Source organism: Sneathiella chungangensis (assembly GCF_009882935.1).
Lineage (GTDB): Bacteria > Pseudomonadota > Alphaproteobacteria > Sneathiellales > Sneathiellaceae > Sneathiella > Sneathiella chungangensis.
Window position 1 is genome coordinate 765,843 of record NZ_WTVA01000001.1, and the last position, 16,134, is coordinate 781,976.

A 16,134-nucleotide genomic window follows, 5' to 3' on the forward strand; every position below is an offset into this window, starting at 1 on the left:
ACGCCGCGATCCGGTCGCAGACTCCTACATACAGGCGACGGGAAATCGTCTCAATAGGCAGGCACCGCGCTCACCCAATTGTGATGGCGCAGCGGGGAAGGCTGTGGCGGGATTGGCGGGCGGGGGATTATGTCCGGATGGCGTCGCTGTCGTCGGACTCGCTCGGCGTGGGGGAAAGTCAGCGCCTAGCAGCGGCGGGCCCTTCCCCCCGCGCCGATTTCACCTTCGTGAGCGGGCCGAGGTTCAGCCATTTCGCGAGTTTGGTCGTGATGCGGCGGGGGCCGTGGGCGTCGAGGCGGCCAGCATCCAGCGCCTCGGTGAGTGGGAGATCGCCGCGGATAATATAGATCATGTCCGGCAGGCTGCAGGCGAGATAGAGATCAACCTCGAAACCCGGATCCTCGACGCAGAGCTCGCAGGCCCCTTCCCGGTTGACGAACCACCAGAGCCGTTTGTTGTCGGGCTGGTCCGTAAGGTCAAGCTGCACCACGGAACGCCGTTCACCGAAGGCCGCCGGGTTGACCCCACGCTCGAGCGCCCAGACAAGCAGGCCGAGATCGACCTCTCCCTCCACCAGCTGGCGGCGCGACCAGCGCTGCCCCCAGATGCCGAGCGCCTCGACCATCGGGATGAATTCCCGACCGGCGGCCGTCAGATGATAGGTCCGCGTCTTTCCGCCCCCGCTCGTACGCCGCTCGACAATGTCCTCGGCCTCCAGTTGCTTGAGGCGCGAGGACAGCAGCGTCGGCGACATCAGCGGTACGCCCTTCTGTAGCTCGGAGAAGCGGCTTGCCCCTTGCGCAAGGTCGCGGATAATGAGCGGCGTCCAGCGTTCACAGAAAAGTTCCGACGCCTTCGCCACCGGGCAGAACTGGCCATATGTCTTCATTGCCGCCTCCTAGTTTCAAAGACTACCATTCCGGTCGCGCAAGCAAAACTACATTTTCTGGACTATTCGCCGACCCGGCCACCGCCTAGCCTTGCCCCCCACATGTGAGGAAAGGAGGCATGACATGACGACGGCAATGAGTGAAACGGCGGAGCGCGGACAGCTAACGGGAAGCGCCGCCGGGATTTACGAGCAATTCTTTGTCCCCGCGCTGTTCCGGGACTGGGCGGCGCCACTCTGCGCGGCGGCGGATGTCAAGGCGGGCGACGATCTTCTCGATGTCGCCTGCGGCACCGGCGTCGTTGCGCGCGAGGGATTGAGCCGCGTCGGGCCGGACGGATCGGTCACCGGGCTCGATCGCAACGCCGGGATGCTGGTTGTCGCGGGATCTCTCGCGCCGGAGATCGACTGGCGGGAGGGACTTGCCGAGGATATCCCCTTCGAGGACGGAAGCTTCGATGCCCTCACCTGCCAGTTCGGCCTGATGTTCTTCGAGGACAGAGAAAAGGCGGTTTCTGAGATGTGGCGGGTGCTGCGCCCCGGCGGGCGGATGGCGGTGGCGGTCTGGGACACGCTCCCCCACACGCCCGGCTATGATGCGATGGCGGGGCTGCTGGCGGAACTGTTCGGTCGCGGGATAGCGGCGGCGCTGGAGGCGCCCTACAATCTCGGCGATCCGGCGGCGCTTCTCGGGATTTTTGCGGCGGCGGGGGTAACAGACGCGGCGATCCGCACCCGTCCCGGCCTTGCCCGCTTCCCCTCGATCGAAGACTGGGTTTATACGGATATCAAGGGCTGGACGCTATCCGAGGCCATCGACGAGGCGCAATTTCAGGCGCTGCTTGCGGCGGCGAAAGGCACCCTCGCCCGATTCACGGACGATGCGGGCCGCGTCGAATTCTGCGCGCCCGCGCATATCGTAACGGCGGTGAAGGGAGAGTGACAGATCAGGTCGTCAGCGGATCGCGGTCTTCTTCAGGCGTCGGACCGGAGAGCAGGTTCTGGCCGCGGCTGTTGAGGCGGGAGGTGATCTGCAGGAGCGGCTCCGGCACTTCCTTGGGAAGATAGGACCAGCCAAGCAGGGCGAGCAGCACGCTGAAGGGCGAGAGCAGCAGGCTCAGCATCGCCCAGGTGATGAGGGCCGCACCGAGGCTGGTGATATTCTCCGATCCCTCAAGCTGCGAGATCACGATGATCAGGATGGCGAAGGCATGCGGCAGATAGAGACCGAGGCGGAGCGCATCCATGAACCGCCGCTCGCGCAGGCGCGGCCGGATCAGCCGGTAGAGCTTGACCGACACATAGGCAAACGGCGCAAAGAAGAAGAGGAAGAGCCCGGTCGTGCCGAGAAGGTTGAGGATCCAGCCCTCGCTCCCCTCCTCCCGGAGGAAGATGTCGAGCAGCACGGTCAGCCCGGCGAAGATCAGCGCCGCCAGCACCGGCGCGGCGACGATCAGCCGCTGCCGCCAGGAACTGTCGCGGACGATGACGATCGCCTGCGCCAGGATTTCCCTGAATTTTTCCTTGATATCAAAAGACTGCGGCATTTTATCGGTGATCATCTACTGTTGGAACGCGACGGCTGCCGGTTATCCTGAAACCCGCGTCCAGATGTAACATATCCGTCAGGAATGCCAACCCCGATTTTCGCGGACAGGGATAGGTTCATGGCGCCCGCGATGGCCCTCGCCGGCGCGCGCGTCGAGTTACCGTGGACCGAGGGTCCGGATGACATCCGAGATTTCCGTGAATTCATTGGACAGCGCCTTGAGGGTTCTCGCCTGCTCCGTCTTGCCCGGCGCCTCTTCCACCGCTTTGGCACTGTCAAGCAGCAGGTCCAGCGCGGCAAGATTGGCGCCCGTTGCCCGGTCCGAAATCGACCGCCGGTTCAGCCGGGGCGCTTTCGAAAACTCGGTTTTCAACCCCTCGACGAGGGAGGCCAGTTCCTGTTGCCGCATGTGAGACCCTTTCCTTGAATAGCCTTAGCAAAATAGCGCGAGAGCGTAAACGAAAGGTTAACGAGGGTCCGTCTAGCCGCCCTTTATGGCCATTTAAGGGCAAAGGCCGCAACCTATTGTTAACCATTATCAGGGACAATGCAGGGATCGTATTTAGTCCGGCGGTTGCGCCCCCGCAGATCGCCGCATCCGGAGACAAGATGACCCCGTTTGGCCCCGAAAACCGCCGCGTCCATCGCCGCGTCGTGATGGAGAAGGACACCCGCATCTGCCATGGCGGCGGCGCGGCCCGTGCGCGAATCCTCAATATCTCCGCCGGCGGCGCGGGATTGCAGATGGAGATGCGCCTGCCCGATTCCACGGAGATCACCGTCGAGATCGAGAATATCGGCCTGATTCCGGCGCGCATTGTCCGCCAGATGGCCGATGGCGTCGCCGTGAAGTTCGAATTTTCAGAGGAAAAGGAACAGCAGCTCATCCGGCAGATCGCGGGCCTTGTGGCCCGCAAGCGCCGTGAACAGTTTCATGTGGTGAGCTAAAATCGGGCGGGCGATCTAGCCGCCCTGGCGTCCGGCGTGCAGCACCTGCTTGGCGTCTTTATGGAACATTTCCGCCAGTTCATATTCCTTTTTCAATTCCATGATGGATTTCGCATTGTCTTCGGGCTTCAACCCGCCATCCACGGAAAAATCGACCAGCGGCGCGGCGCCGGCGTTCGCCGCCAGATGAAATCCCTTGCGCATATAGGCTTCGCGGCGGTCTTTCACCCAAATTTCAAGAGCATCGACCTGTTCCTGGGTCACTTGCAACATTTCTTCTCGTCCTCGGTGTTGTGTGGTCAAATAAAACTGGATCGCAACAATCTATTAACCTTGTCTGATTATAAAAAGAGACTGCAGGTGGTTAATGTATTCGCGAAGTATGTGAGAAAAACGTTAATCTAGTCTTACGAAACCTTGGGACAGTCCGCGCTAGTAGAGAGAAACGCATGACATCGATGACACCGCAGGAAATTATGGAGATGCTTGCTGAACATGCAAAATGGCTCGCCAACTCGAAGAAGGGGGCGCGGGCGAATTTCAAGCATGCGGACTTTACCGGCGCCAATTTCGCCGGGGCGAAACTCCAGAAATCCAGCCTTTCGGGGTGCAAGCTCTCACGGACCATATTCCGGGGCGCCAACCTGATCGCCGCCGATCTCTATGCCGCCGACCTCACCAAGGCCGACCTGCGCGACGCCCTGCTCATCCGCGCGGACTTGCGCGGGGCCGAGCTCAAGGGCGCGAAGCTGAACGGCGCCAACCTGCAGGAAGCGGATTTCCGCGGCGGCTCGCTTATTCTCTCGGGCGGCGAGACGGTCACCTTTCCCGCCGGCGACCTGTCGGATGCGGAGATGGAGAATGTGGTCGCGGAAAAAGCCAATCTCAACGGCGCCAACCTGGCGGGCGCGGCGCTCGGCAATGCCAATTTCGCCTATTCGCATCTGCGCGGGGCGAATCTTTCGGGCGCCGAGCTGCATGGCGCGGGCTTCATGGGCTCCGACATGGCCGACTGCGACCTCACCAATGCCGACCTCGCGGGCGCCGATCTGTCCAACGTCAACCTTTCCGGCGCGCGGGTCGAGGGCTGCAATTTCGATAATGTGAAGCTCGACGGCGCGAAGCTTGAGAATGTCGATTTCTCGAAGTCGAAGGCGGTCGCGAAGCATCTGATCAAGGAGGCGGAATCAACCCCACTCCCGCCCAACCTCCAGGCCATCCTCAAGAAGCATTTCCTCTGGGTCGAGACCAACGGCCTCAAGGGGGAGCGCGCCGATCTATCCGGCATGGACCTGTCGGGCATGGATCTTTCAAACTGCGCCATGAGCGGCGCGACCATGAAGGGCGCCAATCTCAAGGGCACCATCCTGCGCGGCGCCCAGACCGTGATGAGCGACATGTCCCAATGCATCATGGAGGATGTGGATCTCACCGGCGCGATGATGGAGGGGGTCAATCTCTCCCGCTCCAACCTCAAGAACGCGCATCTGAAGGGCGCCATTCTCACCGCCGTCGATCTCAAGGGGCCGAACGGTGAGGCCCTGGGCAAGAAATGGCCCGCCAACCTCTCGGCGGCGAGTTTCGTCGGCGCCAATCTCGAGGGCGCGGACATGACCGACGCCAACCTGATCGACGCCAACTTCAAGGGCGCCAAGCTGAGCGGGGCCATCTTCGACGGCGCCGATATGGAAGACACCAAGTTCGACCAGGGCCAGAAGGTCAGCGCCTAACCATTATCCCGCCGTTTAGTGGATCTTCTTGTCGTTGGCGCCGTTGCCGAATTCGTAGATATGCACGTAATATCCGGCCATCGGGTTGCGGTCGAGATATTCGACCAGATAGTCGCGGCAGGCCGGGCTCGCATCCCAGATCAGATACTGCCAGAGCGGTTCCATCGGCCGGGTTTTCGTATCGTGATGCGGCACACTGACCGAGCCGCCCCATTTCACATCGAACCCGTTCAGGTAATTCTCGGCGTAATGGCGAAACACCGTGGCCTCATCGATATTCACCCCGGCTTTATGTTCGAAACAAAGGCGTAAATTCATCACTCATCTCCCGTCGGGTCAAAACACTGGCGGTCGTCCCTGTTATATTTAGGGGAAAAAGGGGAAAAATGGAAGGGACAGGGCAGCGACACTCATGCCGGCGATGGCATCCCCTAGGAGAATCGAACTCCTCTTTCCAGAATGAGAATCTGGCGTCCTAACCGATAGACGAAGGGGACGCATCGAGAAGTGTCACCGGCGACAGGATGGTATCCCCTAGGAGAATCGAACTCCTCTTTCCAGAATGAAAATCTGGCGTCCTAACCGATAGACGAAGGGGACACATATCCTGTTGCTGGAGGCAGGATTTAGCGATTCTATCCTTATATATCAAGTAAAAAATTGGAAAATCCGGAAAATTCGACACGCGCCCGCGTCATACAAGGCGATAGGCGTCGTCGATGAGGAGTTGGGCCGAGACTTTCCCCTGCCAACTGTTCTTCCGAAGATGCCCGGCGATGTGAAAGGCCGCGCCGTTATGGCCAAGAAGCGCCTCGCCGAGCGGCGTTTCCAGCGCCCGGAAACAGATGCCCGTCAGACGCCCCCGCCCCGCCGTCCCGATCAGGATGCAGCGCACATGGTTTTCGCCGACGATGCTGGCCTGTACCAGCCGCACACTCGGGAGCGCGAATCTCGGCTCCGGGTTGCCCGCACCGAAGGGTCCCGCCTGTTCCATCATGGAAATCAGCTCGACCGTCGCGCCGTCGATCGACAGCGCACCGTCGAGGCCGAGGCTGGCGGTCCGTGCCGCCTCGGAAACATCCTTCGCCAGCCGCGCGTTGAGGAAGGCGCGGAATTCATCGATCTTCTCCGCCGCGATGGTGAGGCCCGCCGCCATCATATGGCCGCCGCCGGCGACGATCAGCTCCCGATGCCGCGCCGCGCCGATGGCCGCGCCCATATCGACGCCGGGCACCGAACGGCCGGAGCCCTTGCCGGTGCCATTCTCCAGCGCGATGACCACCGCCGGGCGCTGGTAGGTGTCTTTGAGGCGGCTCGCGACGATGCCGATAACGCCCGGATGCCACCCCTCCCCGGCGACGACGATGACGGAATCGTCTTTCAGGCCGCTTTGCTCGACCCTCAAAAGGGCTTCCGTCTGCACCTCGGCCTCGATCTCCTTGCGCTCCTTGTTGTAGCGATCGAGATAGCCCGCAAGCTCGCGGCATTTTTCCGGATCATCAACCGAGAGCAGCTCGGGGCCATATTCCGGCCGCCCCACGCGCCCGCCCGCATTGACGCGGGGGCCGAGCAGAAATCCGGCGTGATAGGTGCCCGGCGCCTCGTCCAGCCCGGCGACATCGGCGAGCGCGGCCAGCCCCGCATTGCCGCGCCGCGCCATGACCTTCAGCCCTTGCGCGACAAAGGCGCGGTTGAGCCCGATCAGCGGCACCACGTCGCAGACCGTGCCGAGCGCCACCAGATCGAGCCAGTGACGCGGGTCCGGCTCGGGCCGGGTGTCGGTATACCAGCCCGCTTGGCGAAGCGCGCGGTTGACGGCGACGACCAGCAGGAAGGTGACGCCGACGGCGGCGAGATAGGTGAATTCCTGGCTTTCGTCATGGCGCTTGGGATTGACGACGGCGAGCGCGTCGGGCAGTCGCGTCTCCGCCTGATGATGATCGACGACGATGACCTCGAGCCCGATTTCCTTCGCATGGGCGAGCGCGTCGAAAGAGACGATGCCGCAATCGACGGTGATCACCAGCTGCGCGCCGCGCCCTTTCAAGGTTTCCATGGCGCCGCTGTTGGGGCCATAGCCTTCCTTCATCCGGTCGGGAATATAGATCTCGATGGGCACGCCGATCGCGGTGAAGAAGCGCTTCAGAAGCCCCGACGAGGTGGCGCCGTCGACATCATAATCGCCGAAGACGGCGATCCTCTCGCCCGCCTGAACCGCCGCCGCGATGCGCGCCGCCGCGGCGTCCATGTCCTTGAAGCGGGAGGGATCGGGGAGAAGATGGCGCAGCTGCGGGCTGAGATAGCGTTCCGCCTCCTCGATCGGCACGCCCCGGCCCGCGAGGACACGCCCGACAATCTCGGGCACATCGAGGCGCTGCGCGATGGCGAGGCCCAGCCGCTCATTGTCAGAGCGCAGCCGCCAGCGTTTTCCCGTCAGCGAGCTCTCGACATTGAGAAAGGGAGGCGCGTCCATACTGGGTCCAGACCCTAACTCCGGTTACTTGGCTTTGTGATCGCCCCGGATATAGCGCACGGTGCCGGAATAGGACCGCATCACGATGGTTTCCGTATAGACCCGGTCGCCCTTCTGGCGGACGCCGCGCAGCATCGAGCCGTCGGTGACGCCGGTCGCGGCGAAAATCACCTCGCCCGCCGCCAGTTCCTCCAGCTTGTAGACGCGGTTCAGATCGGTGATGCCCCATTTCGCGGCGCGGGCCTTCTCGTCATCATTGCGGAAAACAAGACGGCCCTGCATCTGCCCGCCGATACAGCGAAGCGCGGCGGCGGCGAGAACGCCTTCCGGTGCGCCGCCCGTGCCGACATACATGTCGATGCCCGTATCGGGATTGGCCGTCGCCATCACGCCGGCGACATCGCCATCGGAAATCAGCTGGATGCGGGCGCCGGTCTTGCGGATATCGGCGATGATGTCGGCATGGCGCGGCCGGTCGAGAACGCAGGCCATGGTCTGGCTGACCGGGACGCCCTTCGCCTTGGCGATCGCCCGGAGGTTTTCTCCGGCCGGTTTGTCGATATCGATGATGCCTTCGGGATAGCCGCCGCCGACGGCGATCTTTTCCATATAGGTATCAGGCGCATTGAGGAAGTTCCCCTCCTCGGCAAAGGCGATGACGGCCAGCGCGTTCGGCCCGCCCTTCGCGGTCAGGGTCGTGCCTTCCAGCGGATCGAGCGCGATGTCGATCTTCGGGCCCTTGCCGGTGCCGACCTTCTCGCCGATATAGAGCATCGGGGCTTCGTCCCGCTCCCCCTCGCCGATGACGATGGTGCCGTCGATATTCAATAGATTCAGCGCCGTGCGCATGGCATCGACGGCGGCCTGATCGGCGGCCTTCTCATCGCCAAGGCCCACCAGGTTACAGGCGGCACGCGCGGCGGCCTCGGTGACGCGGACGATTTCCAGGGTGAGATTTCTGTCCAGATGCGAGGTTTTAGTCATTTTTTCTCTTCCAAAGCTTTAATAACAGTTACGCTCAACTCACAGCGACACGATGCGGATCATACGCGGTTTCGCCACACTATGGGTGAATTTTTCGATTTTTCCAAGGGCGCGGACCAGGGCCGCCTCCTGCACTTCATGGGTGACGAGAATGACGGAAACCGCCTCCTGTTTCGAGCGGCCGCGCTGCAGCAGGCTCTCGATGGAAATATTCTCGTCGCGGAACACCGCCGAGACATCGGCGATCACGCCCGGCTGGTCATAGACCGTCAGGCAGACGTAGTAAGCACCGATATGATCGGCGACCGGAACTTTCGGGATATCCGTCATCTTGTCGACCGGGATGCCGAAGGTGGGGGTATGGCGGCCGAGCGCGATATCGACGATATCGGCAACCACGGCGGAGGCCGTCGGCCCCTCGCCCGCGCCGCGCCCGACGTAGGAGGTTTCATCAACAAAGTCGCCATCGACGACGACCGCATTGAAGACGCCGCTGACATTGGCGATGGTGGTATCGCGCCGGACCATGCAGGGATGCACCCGCTGCTCGATCCCCGCATCGGTGCGCCGGGCGACACCCAGCAGGCGGATACGGTAGCCAAGCTCGCTTGCGGCGGCGATATCGGCGGCGGCCACGTTGCGGATCCCCTCGATATAGACATTCGGGAAATCGACGGGGGTGCCGAAGGCGACACTCGCGAGGATGGCGAGCTTATGCGCCGCATCGACGCCGTCGATATCGAAGCTGGGATCGGCCTCGGCATAGCCGAGATCCTGCGCGTCCTTCAGGATCGCGTCGAATTCGCCGCCCGTCTCCTCCATCTCGGTGAGGATATAATTGCAGGTGCCGTTGAGGATGCCGTAAACGCGGGAGATGGAATTGCCCGCCAGCCCTTCGCGCAGCGCCTTGATGATCGGGATGCCGCCCGCAACCGCCGCCTCATAGGCGAGCTGCGCATCATGCTGCTCGGCCAGCGCCGCCAGCTCGTTTCCATGCTCGGCCAGCAGGGCCTTGTTCGCCGTCACAACCGGCTTGCCATTGCTGAGGGAGCGAACGCAGAGGTCTTTCGCGACGCCGTCGCTGCCGCCGATCAGCTCCAGCACGATATCCACCTCCGGATCATCGGCGAGCGCGACCGCGTCGTCATACCATGTGAGCCCGTCCAGGGAGACGCCCCGGTCCTTGGTCCTGTCGCGCCCGGAAACCGCCGTCACGGTCAGATGCGCGCCCGAGCGTGCCTCCAGCAGGTCGCCATGGGCCTTGATGATCTTGAGGACGCCCGCGCCGACGGTGCCAAGCCCGGCGATCCCGATTTTTACATTGGTACTCACTGTCACGACGCCTCTTTCCGTCCGAGATGCGCATCGGCATTGGACATGAATTTCTTGATGTTGCGGCTCGCCTGGCGGATCCGCTGCTCGTTCTCGACCATAGCGACGCGCACGAAATCATCACCATGCTCGCCAAAGCCCAGGCCCGGCGCGACGGCGACCTTCGCCTCCTTGAGGAGCAGCTTCGAAAACTCAAGGCTGCCCAGATGCTTGAAGGGTTCGGGGATCGGCGCCCAGGCGAACATGGTGGCCTCCGGCGAGGGCACCTCCCAGCCGGCGGCGGCAAAGCCGGAGATCAGCACATCGCGGCGCTGCTTGTAAAGCTGGCGGAATTCCTCGACGCAATCCTGCGGGCCGTTCAGCGCCGCCGTCGCCGCCACCTGGATCGGCGTGAAGGCGCCATAATCGAGATAGGACTTGATCCGCGCGAGCGCGCCGATGAGCCGCTTGTTGCCCGTCGCGAAGCCCATGCGCCAGCCGGGCATGGAATAGGTCTTCGAGAGCGAGGTAAACTCGACCGCGATATCGCGCGCGCCGTCCACCTGCAGGATCGAGGGCGGCGGCACATCGCCGAAGTAAATCTCCGCATAGGCAAGATCGGAGAGGATATACATCCCGTGATCCTTGGCGAATTTCACCACCTCTTTATAGAAGTCGAGATCGACCGTCATCGCCGTCGGGTTCGACGGGAAATTGAGGATCAGGCAGGTCGGCGACGGAATGCAGTGGCGCACCGCCCGCTCCAGCGCCGCGAAGAAATCAATCCCCGGCCCAACCTCGAAATGCCGGACAACCGCGCCCGCGATGATAAAACCATAGGGGTGGATCGGGTAGCTCGGGTTCGGCGACAGGATCACATCGCCCGGCGTGGTGATCGCCATGGCGAGATTGGCCAGCCCTTCCTTCGAGCCGAGGGTCGCGATGGTTTCCGTCTCCGGGTCGATCTCGACACCGAAGCGGCGCTTGTAATAGGCGGCGTTGGCGCGGCGCAGGCCCGGGATACCGCGGCTGGTCGAATAGCGATGGGTGCGGCCGTCGCGCACGGTCTCCACCAGCTTGTCGACGATATGCTGCGGCGTCGGGCTGTCGGGATTGCCCATGCCGAGATCGATGATATCCTCGCCCGCCGCTCGCGCCTTGGCTTTCATTCGATTCACTTCTTCGAAGACATAAGGCGGCAAGCGTTTTATGCGGTGGAAATCCGGATCCATCGGTCTCGTCCTGTTCAAATTCCAATTCGGGCCGGAGTGCGGTTTGGCACCGCCCCCGGGTCCCGGTTCATATCTAATGCGGGTATTTAAACGACTTTTCGTTAATTTAGAAGAAAGATTTCCGCTCGCCGGTTCATTGCTTCCGCACTTGGCATCGGCTCGCTGATCCGCGGTTCGGTATCGCTCACGGATTCGATCACAAGATCGGTCGGCGCGACCCCCGCCCGGATGAAATATTCCGCGATCGCCGCCGCCCGCTGCTGCGAGACATTGAGATTGACGATCATATGCTTTTCCTCCGCCATCTCGCGGGTCCGGCTGGAGGCATGACCGACGATTTTCAGCGTCCCGCCCGCCGCCATCTGGGTGCGGGCGATGCGGTCGAGCTTGACCCGGTCCTCGCCGTTGATGCGGTGGGATCCTTGGGCGAAATAGATCGTCTCGATCGGCGTCGTCCCGTCGGAGGCGGCATAGTTCGGGATCGTCCGTCCGCCATCGTTGGCGGGCGGTCTCAAGGTGATCTGTTCGCTGCCGGACGCGGCAGGCGCGGCCGTGGCAGGCGCGGTTGCGGATGACGATGCGGTTGCGGTCGCCGTGGCGGTGCCGGAGCCGTCGGCCGCGACGCCCTCAGGCAGGCGGGTGGCGTTCTGGGCGGCGAGCTGCTGTTCAAAGACGCTCTCCACCGCCGGCTTGGCGGCGCTCTCGCCGCTGATGACCTGCTCACGGATCGGCGCGGGCGGCGGGGTCTCCGTCTTGGGCTCGGGCGCCACCGCAGGCGGAGCGAGCGGCGCTTTCTGCACCGGCTCCTGCTCAACCTTGGCGACCACCGGCGCAGCCGGTTTCACCTCTTCCACCGTCTCCTTCACGGTTTCCGTCACCGTCGTCGTTCCGGCGGTTTCAGTAATTTTCTCGCTCACCTCGGTCGTCACCGTCTCCACCTTGGGCTCCGGCCGTGCGAGCGGCGGTTGCAAAGAGGTGTCGGCGCGCAAGGATTCGTCGGTATAGCGGGCATTCTCGCGATCGGCGCGCAACCCCTCCCCGATCTTGTCGGCTTCGGCGAGGGCTGCCACCGTCTCCGGCTTCTCCGGCACCTTGTTCAGGTTCGGATATTCCGCCGCCTCCTGCTCTTCGGTGTTATCCGTGGAGCAGCCGGCGCCGGCCAGCAGGAACAGCGCGAGGGTCGCACCCAGGGCCACCCGCATGACGATTGAACCGCGGTTTTCCAAAGCGATTGATATCCTTTTCATCGAAACGTCCGCTCCGCCCCCTTGTTGCCCCCGGCCCGGCGGGCACATTGAGATTGGCAAGTTTTTGATATAATCTGTTAAAAAACGAAGCTATCATAAAACATATGGGAGGGAATTTCGCAACGTTTTCTGGAAATCTCCGGACAACGCACTAAAAAAAACAATATCGCGGAAATTTTCTGCCATAATCGCATAGATTGATTCAACAAAAAGGGAATTCAATGTCTGCCAAGGAACCGCTCGAAACCAGCCAGGAAGCGCTCGAAGCCTCGAAGGAATTTGCCGAAAACTTCGCCAAGATCGCCGCGCAGAGCCAGGAGCTAGTGACCGAATTCCTGAACAGCCAGCAGCCCACCCATATCGATCCCGATCCCGCGACCGTCGGCAAGACCTTCATGGAGCTGATGAACAAGATGATGGCCGACCCCGGCAAGATCATCGAGGCGCAGGCGGCGCTTTGGAAAAACTACATGGACCTCTGGCAGAACGCGGCCTTGCGCGCCACCGGCGAGGAGGCGAAACCGCTGGTCACGCCGGAATCGGGCGACAAGCGCTTCAAGTCGGAGGAATGGAGCCAGAACCAGATTTTCGACTATATCAAGCAATCCTACCTGATGACCGCCAACTGGATCCAGGACACGGTGGCGGAGGTGGACGGCCTCGACAAACAGACCAAGAAGAAGGCGGAATTCTACACCAAGCTCTATACCGACGCGATGTCGCCGACGAACTTTTTCTGGTCCAATCCGGATGTGCTGAAAAAGACGGTGGAGAGCAAGGGCGAGAACCTGGTGCACGGGCTCGAGAACATGCTCGATGATCTCAAGCGCACGAAAGGGCAGCTCATCCCGAAGATGACCGACGAGAGCGCCTTTGAGGTCGGCCGCAATATCGCGGTGACGCCGGGCAAGGTGATTTTCGAGAACGACCTGATGCAGCTCATCCAGTATACCCCGACCACGAAGGAGGTGTACAAGCGCCCGCTGCTGATCACGCCGCCCTGGATCAATAAATTCTATATCCTCGATCTCAAGTCCGAGAACAGCTTCATCAAATGGTGCGTCGACAAGGGCTATACGGTGTTCATCATTTCCTGGGTCAACCCGGACGAGCGGCATGTGGAGAAAACCTTCGAGAGCTACATGGCGGAGGGTATTCTTGCCGCGCTCGATGCGATCGAAACCTCGATCGGCGAGAAGGAAGTCACCACCATCGGCTATTGCATCGGCGGCACATTGATGGCGGCCACCCTTGCCTATCTCGCCGCGATCGGGGAGGAAGACCGGATCAAGGCGACCACCTTCTTCGCCGCCCAGCTCGATTTCGAGGAGGCGGGCGATCTCCTCGTCTTCACCGACGAGGATCATATCCAGATGGTCGAGAGCAAGATGAAGAAGGGCTATCTTGAGGGCAAGGAGATGGCGAATACCTTCAACCTGCTGCGATCCAACGACCTGATCTGGTCCTTCGTCATCAATAACTACATGCTCGGCAAGTCGCCCTTCCCGTTCGATCTTCTCTACTGGAATTCCGACGCGACCAACATGCCGCACAAGATGCACAGCTTCTACCTGCGCAACATGTATCAGAAGAACCTGCTGAGCAAGCCCGGCGCCCTCAATCTCGGCGGACAGCCCATCGACCTAACAAAGGTCAAGACGCCGGTCTTCATCCAGGCCAGCAAGGAAGACCATATCGCGCCGTTCAATTCGGTGTACAAGAACATGAACCTGTTTGGCGGGCCGGCGGAATTCATGCTGGCGGGCTCGGGCCATATCGCCGGGGTGATCAACCATCCGGATGCAAAGAAGTACCAGCACTGGACCAATACGAAGAAGAAGAAATACAAGACGGCCGACGACTGGTTCGCCGACGCGAAAGAGCATCCGGGCTCCTGGTGGCCCTATTGGGACAAGTGGCTCTCCAAGAAGTCCGGGCCCAAGGTGCCGGCGCGCGATCCGGCGAAGGGCAAGCTCAAACCGATCGAGGATGCCCCCGGCAGCTATGTGAAGATCAGGGCCAAGCCCTATAACGCGGACGACGACAAGGGCGGCAAGAAATAGCCGCCCCCGCCGCGCGCCGCCCGCAGGCGGTTATTTGACGCGGAGATCCTCGGGCAGGAAGAACAGGCTGTCGGTGTCCTCCATCGCCATATGGCATTCATAACAGAAGACCATATTCTCTGAGCCCTTGCCGTTGGTCACCCCGGCGACCGTGCCGTTTGGCAGGATCATGGTATATTTCCAGTCGCCGCTCGCCTCGTTGAAGCCGGAGCCCATTTTCTCCATCAGGAAAAGCGGACCGACGGAGGCCGCGCCGCTGGTCTCGACAACGAAACTGTCTTTTGCAAGGATCGATCCGACCGGCATCTTGCCGACCTCCTCATATTTGCCATAGGCGTCCTTGGCCACATCATTGGCGTAGTTCATCACATGCCGCCCGCCATGGGTGGCGGAGGCATAGGGCGCGGTTGAGAAGGCTTTCCAGTCGAGATACTGCGCCGCCTCGGGCACACCGGAGCCGGCATAGGCCGTCTTCATATCCGCATTCAGGCACTCATAGGCGGCGGTGGCCTCAGCCGGTTCCAACTCGACATCAGAGATCGCGGCAGCAGCACCGCAGGGATTGCACGGGTTGCAGGGATTGCAGGGGTTACTGGCCGCGCAAGGATTTTTCTTTGCGGCGCAAGGGTTGCACGGGTTGCAGGCTTTCTTCGCGGCGCAGGGATTACAGGGGTTGCAGGCGTTGGCCGGCTTCTTCGCCGCACAAGGGTTGCAGGCCGCGGCTTTCTGCACGGACGGCACGACGCAGTCCGATGCGCTCGACTTTGCCGCCGCGCAGGGATTGCAGGGATTGCAGGGATTTTTCTTGGCGGCGCACGGGTTGCACGGGTTGCAGGGCTTCTTGGCCGCGCAGGGGTTACAGGCATTGGCGGGCTTCTTCGCCGCGCAAGGGTTGCAGGCCGCCGCCGCGGGCTTGACCGTCATCGCCGAGAGCGGAACGGCCACCGCCCCCACCAGCAGCAAGCCCCCCACGCCCATCAATGCCGGAAGGACTGTTGTGGACAGTAATTTATGTCGAGGTGCCGTCATCAGAATTGTCTCCCACTGTTTTTAAAAACCGGGGACACTCTACAACGGCGGGACGCCTAATTAATCTCAACAGTCTTCACGTTCGGGTGAGAGAATTTGACCTGTCGTGACCTTTCCGTCGGGAAGGCCCCTACCCCAGTTCCTTGCGGTAGGTCTGGGCGAGGGTGGCGTAATGTTTCGCCCCCTCGTTGAGCGACGCGGCCTCGGCCTCGCTCAAGCGCCGGATGCATTTGGCGGGAGACCCGCCCCAGAGCTCGCCGCTCGGCACGCGCTTGCCAGGGGTGACCAGCGCGCCGGCGGCGACCATGCCGCCGGTCTCGACGACCGCGCCATCCATCACCGTCGCGCCCATGCCGACGAAACTCCCGTCCTCCAGCGTGCAGCCATGGATCAGGCAGTTATGCCCGACCAGCACGTCATCGCCGATGTTCGTGGGATGCGTACCGCCGGAGACATGGATCACCGTGCCGTCCTGGATATTCGTGCCGCGGCCGATGCGGATCGTATTGACGTCGCCGCGAACCACGCAGTTGAACCAGATGCTGGAGCCCTCGCCGATCACCACATCGCCGATGATATCCGCCGAGGGCGCGATGAAGGCGTCCTTGGCGATCTGCGGCGCGGTGCCCTTGAAGGGGATGATATTCTTGACCATGGTTTCCGTCTTTTCTTGTTGTTG

General features: G+C 61.9%; 17 protein-coding genes and 2 tRNA genes. 5 read left to right on the forward strand and 14 right to left on the reverse strand.

Annotated elements, in window-relative coordinates:
- Positions 1-178: 178 nt before the first annotated feature.
- Positions 179-889, reverse strand: coding sequence for a winged helix-turn-helix transcriptional regulator (locus GQF03_RS03835; protein WP_161337848.1), 711 nt, complete (start codon positions 887-889; stop codon positions 179-181).
- A gap of 124 nt (positions 890-1,013) precedes the next feature.
- Here GQF03_RS03835 and GQF03_RS03840 point away from each other — a divergent pair, with 124 nt between their 5' ends.
- Positions 1,014-1,832, forward strand: coding sequence for a methyltransferase domain-containing protein (locus GQF03_RS03840; protein WP_161337849.1), 819 nt, complete (start codon positions 1,014-1,016; stop codon positions 1,830-1,832).
- 4 nt (positions 1,833-1,836) lie between these two features.
- Here GQF03_RS03840 and GQF03_RS03845 read toward each other — a convergent pair whose 3' ends face one another.
- Both GQF03_RS03845 and GQF03_RS03850 read right to left on the reverse strand, forming a co-directional pair.
- Entirely contained in the window at positions 1,837-2,436 is a 600-nt protein-coding gene (locus tag GQF03_RS03845) for a hypothetical protein (RefSeq protein ID WP_161337850.1), read from the reverse strand.
- A gap of 159 nt (positions 2,437-2,595) precedes the next feature.
- Positions 2,596-2,847 carry a hypothetical protein gene (locus GQF03_RS03850; protein WP_161337851.1) on the reverse strand — a complete coding sequence of 84 codons (252 nt, stop codon included), beginning with the start codon at positions 2,845-2,847 and terminating at the stop codon, positions 2,596-2,598.
- Positions 2,848-3,047: 200 nt separating this feature from the next.
- On the opposite strand from GQF03_RS03850, the gene GQF03_RS03855 reads away from it, so the two are divergent.
- On the forward strand, positions 3,048-3,386 hold the full coding sequence (locus GQF03_RS03855) for a PilZ domain-containing protein (RefSeq protein ID WP_161337852.1): 339 nt from the start codon (positions 3,048-3,050) through the stop codon (positions 3,384-3,386).
- Between the two features lie 15 nt (positions 3,387-3,401).
- On the opposite strand, the gene GQF03_RS03860 is transcribed toward GQF03_RS03855, so the two are convergent.
- Positions 3,402-3,659, reverse strand: a complete 258-nt coding sequence (locus GQF03_RS03860; RefSeq protein WP_161337853.1) for a hypothetical protein — start codon at positions 3,657-3,659, stop codon at positions 3,402-3,404.
- 176 nt (positions 3,660-3,835) lie between these two features.
- Between GQF03_RS03860 and GQF03_RS03865 the strand changes: the two genes are divergently transcribed.
- Complete coding sequence (locus GQF03_RS03865) at positions 3,836-5,116, forward strand: pentapeptide repeat-containing protein (RefSeq protein ID WP_161337854.1); 1,281 nt, start codon at positions 3,836-3,838, stop codon at positions 5,114-5,116.
- A gap of 15 nt (positions 5,117-5,131) precedes the next feature.
- On the opposite strand, the gene GQF03_RS03870 is transcribed toward GQF03_RS03865, so the two are convergent.
- The 8 genes from GQF03_RS03870 to GQF03_RS03905 form a co-directional block, all read right to left on the reverse strand.
- Complete coding sequence (locus GQF03_RS03870; RefSeq protein ID WP_161337855.1) at positions 5,132-5,434, reverse strand: hypothetical protein; 303 nt, start codon at positions 5,432-5,434, stop codon at positions 5,132-5,134.
- A gap of 104 nt (positions 5,435-5,538) precedes the next feature.
- Positions 5,539-5,613 (reverse strand) — tRNA-Glu (locus tag GQF03_RS03875).
- A gap of 28 nt (positions 5,614-5,641) precedes the next feature.
- Positions 5,642-5,716 (reverse strand) — tRNA-Glu (locus GQF03_RS03880).
- 94 nt (positions 5,717-5,810) lie between these two features.
- The gene (gene recJ, locus GQF03_RS03885) at positions 5,811-7,589 is read right to left on the reverse strand and encodes a single-stranded-DNA-specific exonuclease RecJ (protein ID WP_161337856.1); all 1,779 of its coding nucleotides are present in this window, start codon (positions 7,587-7,589) and stop codon (positions 5,811-5,813) included.
- Between the two features lie 24 nt (positions 7,590-7,613).
- Positions 7,614-8,573 (reverse strand): class II fructose-bisphosphatase, encoded by a 960-nt coding sequence (glpX, locus tag GQF03_RS03890; protein WP_174238715.1) that lies wholly within the window; start codon positions 8,571-8,573, stop codon positions 7,614-7,616.
- Positions 8,574-8,612: 39 nt separating this feature from the next.
- Positions 8,613-9,905, reverse strand: coding sequence for a homoserine dehydrogenase (locus GQF03_RS03895; protein ID WP_161337857.1), 1,293 nt, complete (start codon positions 9,903-9,905; stop codon positions 8,613-8,615).
- Between the two features lie 2 nt (positions 9,906-9,907).
- Positions 9,908-11,116, reverse strand: a complete 1,209-nt coding sequence (locus GQF03_RS03900; RefSeq protein WP_161337858.1) for an LL-diaminopimelate aminotransferase — start codon at positions 11,114-11,116, stop codon at positions 9,908-9,910.
- 101 nt (positions 11,117-11,217) lie between these two features.
- Positions 11,218-12,363: an OmpA family protein gene (locus GQF03_RS03905; protein ID WP_161337859.1), complete on the reverse strand. Its 1,146-nt coding sequence runs from the start codon at positions 12,361-12,363 to the stop codon at positions 11,218-11,220.
- A 221-nt stretch (positions 12,364-12,584) separates the two neighbouring features.
- On the opposite strand from GQF03_RS03905, the gene phaC reads away from it, so the two are divergent.
- Positions 12,585-14,426 carry a class I poly(R)-hydroxyalkanoic acid synthase gene (gene phaC, locus GQF03_RS03910; RefSeq protein ID WP_161337860.1) on the forward strand — a complete coding sequence of 614 codons (1,842 nt, stop codon included), beginning with the start codon at positions 12,585-12,587 and terminating at the stop codon, positions 14,424-14,426.
- Positions 14,427-14,456: 30 nt separating this feature from the next.
- Here phaC and GQF03_RS18820 read toward each other — a convergent pair whose 3' ends face one another.
- On the reverse strand, positions 14,457-14,951 hold the full coding sequence (locus GQF03_RS18820; protein ID WP_240958702.1) for a cytochrome P460 family protein: 495 nt from the start codon (positions 14,949-14,951) through the stop codon (positions 14,457-14,459).
- 46 nt (positions 14,952-14,997) lie between these two features.
- Between GQF03_RS18820 and GQF03_RS18825 the strand changes: the two genes are divergently transcribed.
- Entirely contained in the window at positions 14,998-15,480 is a 483-nt protein-coding gene (locus tag GQF03_RS18825; RefSeq protein WP_240958715.1) for a hypothetical protein, read from the forward strand.
- A 105-nt stretch (positions 15,481-15,585) separates the two neighbouring features.
- On the opposite strand, the gene GQF03_RS03920 is transcribed toward GQF03_RS18825, so the two are convergent.
- Complete coding sequence (locus GQF03_RS03920) at positions 15,586-16,110, reverse strand: gamma carbonic anhydrase family protein (protein ID WP_161337862.1); 525 nt, start codon at positions 16,108-16,110, stop codon at positions 15,586-15,588.
- Positions 16,111-16,134: the final 24 nt, after the last annotated feature.